At 70.3% G+C, this 3,111-nt stretch carries 2 protein-coding genes; one reads left to right on the top strand and one right to left on the bottom strand.

The window, feature by feature from the left end; all coding sequences use genetic code 11:
- The coding region (locus ACWDSL_RS52710) for a sensor histidine kinase (protein WP_450496818.1) at positions 1-2,375 on the bottom strand (2,375 nt) is incomplete at its 3' end.
- A gap of 363 nt (positions 2,376-2,738) precedes the next feature.
- On the opposite strand from ACWDSL_RS52710, the gene ACWDSL_RS52705 reads away from it, so the two are divergent.
- The coding region (locus ACWDSL_RS52705) for a hypothetical protein (RefSeq protein WP_450496817.1) at positions 2,739-3,111 on the top strand (373 nt) is incomplete at its 3' end.

Here is a 3,111-nt window from a genome sequence, read left to right as displayed (position 1 = left end):
GCGAGGTGGCGGTGTCCGCGGCGGACGGCCGGACCTGGACGTCGAGCCATGTGGTCCCGGCCCCCCGGCGCGCCCTCCCGCGCCTGCTGGTGCTGCGCCTCGGGCATCCGCTGATGCGGCACGGGCCCGGTGGGCCTGGCTGCCGCGGGCGGTGTCTGCGACAGCCCGCGGGCGCGGAAGATCGCGCCCACCTCGTCGTCGTCCTCGACGGCGTCCTCGGCACCGGCCTGTGCGAGCGGCGCGACGGACGGCTCGAGTTCGACCGGCCCGTCGACCACCGACACCTTGCGGCCCGCCCGGTCGGAGAAGTCGGAGAAGGAGACCGGCGGCTCCTCGTAGGAGACCCGCGGCTCCTCGACGGCCTGCAGCCTGCTGTCCGGACCCATCCTGATGTCGGAGACGCCACGCCCGCGGTCCCGGCCGATCTCGTACGCACCGCTCTCGTAGCTGTCGTCGGCATCCTGGCCGCCCTCACCGCTGTCGGTGAGCAGAGCCGAGGGGATGAGCACGATCGCGGTGGTGCCGCCGTACGGGGAGGGCTGCAGCGAGACCCGTACGCCCTGCCGCTGGGCGAGCCGGCTGACCACGAACAGGCCGAGCCGGTCGGTGTCGGACAGCTCGAACTCCGGAGTCTCGGCGAGCCGCTGGTTCGCCTCCAGCAGCGCGTCGGACGTCATGCCCAGGCCCCGGTCGTGGATCTCCAGCGTGAACCCCTTGGCGACCCGCTCGCCGTGCACCTGGACGGCGGTGTGCGGGGGCGAGAAGACGGTGGCGTTCTCCAGGAGTTCGGCGATGAGGTGGGTGAGGTCGCCGACCGCCGGGCCGTTGACCGCGAGCCGCGGCATGCGCCGGACCTCGATCCGCTCGTAGTCCTCGACCTCGGCGACCGCCGCGCGGACGACGTCCATCAGCTGGATCGGCTTGCGCCACTGCCGGGAGGGGGCCGCGCCGGAGAGGATGACCAGGCCCTCGGCGTGCCGCCGCATACGGGTGGTCATATGGTCCAGGCGGAACAGGTCGGCGAGCTCGTCGGTGTCGTCGGTGCGCCGCTCCATCGCGTCCAGCAGGGTCAGCTGGCGGTGCAGCAGCACCTGGCTGCGGCGGGCCAGATTGACGAAGACGTCGGAGACGCCCTGGCGCAGTTCGGCCTGTTTGACGGCCGCCTCGACGGCGGCGCGCTGCAGGGTGTTGAGGGCCAGGCCGACCTGGCCCATCTCGTCCTGGCCGAACTCGCGGCGGGGCGCCTCGGTCTCCACATCGATCTGCTCGCCGGCGCCCAGACGGCGCATCACGTTCGGCAGCCGCACGCCGGAGGCGTCCTGGGCGTCCTTGCGCAGCCGGGACAGGTCGCGGATCAGAGTGCGGCCGATCCTGAACGACACGAAGATCGAGGCGAGCAGGGCCAGCAGACCCAGGATTCCGGCGGCACCGGCCCTGAGCATGACGTCGTCGGCCACCGGGTCGATGCGCTTCTGGAGGCGGTCGGTGGCCTCCTTGCCCAGCCGGTCGTAGTCGTTGAGCATCGGCTGGGCGGCGGCCTCCCAGTGCTTCCGGTCCAGGACGCGGAGCGCGTCGGACGGCTTGGTGGAGGCCATGAGTTTGCCCTCGGCCAAGCGCAGCGCGGCGGGCGCGGCGTTGTTGCGCCGGTAGTCCGAGAAGATCTTCTGCTCGGAGGCGGGCAGGATCGGCAGGCTGGTCTCGTACAGCAGGTTGCGCTCGGCGATGAGGTCGGAGATCGCGTGCATGTCCTCCGGGAGCATCTTGCGCGCCGTCAGCGCCGAGACGTACAGCGCGTCCTCGCGGGAGAGCGCCTCGCGGGCACGGATCATGGCGACCAGCGCACGGCCCTGCTTGTCCAGGTCCGTATCGGGCACGGCGTGCAGCGAGCTGCGGAAGGTGTAGCAGAGGTCGACGAGCTTGTTGTAATACTCATATGCCGCCGCGCGGCTGGCGCCGTGGTCCTCCACCTTGCGGCGCAGGCCGTCCAGGCCCTCGGCCGCCTTGAGAATGGCGGCGAGCTGATCCTCCGAATCGGAGTTCATCATGTCGCGCACATCGCCGTCCGCGGCCGCGCCCCTCAGGACGCCGATGACCTCGTCGGTCTTGCGCTGCAGCGCGTGGAGCACGGGAAGTGCGTCGGCCTGGCGCGGATCGGCCAGGAGGACGAGGGTCTGCCGGCGCTCCTTCTGAATGGCGTGAACGGCCTCCTCGGCCGGCTGACCGGCCTTGTCGATGATGTCGGAGGCGTCCAGGAGCCGAATCGCCTCACGAGTGGTGATCACTGTAGCGAAGGCCCAAATTGCCGTCAGCGAGACAAGTGGCACCAGCAACAGCGCCACGATCTTCCGGCGGATCGATTTCCCGCGAAAGCGCATGGCCTCCCCAACGTCAACCCCGTTATACGGGGGCGGTGTTCGAGTTCCGACAACAAGCGGCGCGAGCCTACTACTGCCCGTTCGACAACTCGAAGGCCTGTCCGCTTGATGCCGGGGCCGGTCACCCTGCCGCCATCATGAGTTGTCCGGTGATGGGCTGACTTACCCCCCGGCGCCCAACCCTCATTTGTCGGCCCCAGCAGGCTGGAATGAGTCAACCCTTGGCTGGATTTCCCCCCTCCGGGGGAACCTCCCAGCGCTGTTATTCGTGCACTGAGGGGGCACACTAAGGGGGAATACGACCCATGTCCCGCTTTCTGAAACCGCCGGACTTGGGCAGCCGCTGAAAGGTGTAGGGGCTTCATGGACGCCATGGACAAGGATCGCGACATCCCGCGGCGCGCGGTTCGCCCGCTGTGGACAGAGGAGCCGGCCCGAAGGCGCCGGCTCCCCGATCCGGTCCGTACGGCGGCGGTGCGCGCGGTCATCATCGTCGCGGTGACCTTGGTGCAGGCGATGATCGCGGTGCTGAGCGCGCTGGCCGACTCGTGGCTGGCGTTCCCCTCGGTGCTGACCACGGTGGGCAGCACGGTTCTGGCCACCTGGGGCGTGCTGGACGTATGGGTGACGCGGCAGGTGTGGAACCAGCGTTACGGGGTGGTGTCCCGGCCCAGCAGCACCGCGCGGCAGCTGCGCCGGCAGCGCCGCCGGGCCCGCAAGGCGGGGCCGGTCGGCG

The organism is Streptomyces sp. NPDC000941 (assembly GCF_053599555.1).
The sequence above is the reverse complement of the archived record's forward strand: the minus strand, read 5'-3'. Positions and strand labels throughout refer to the sequence as shown.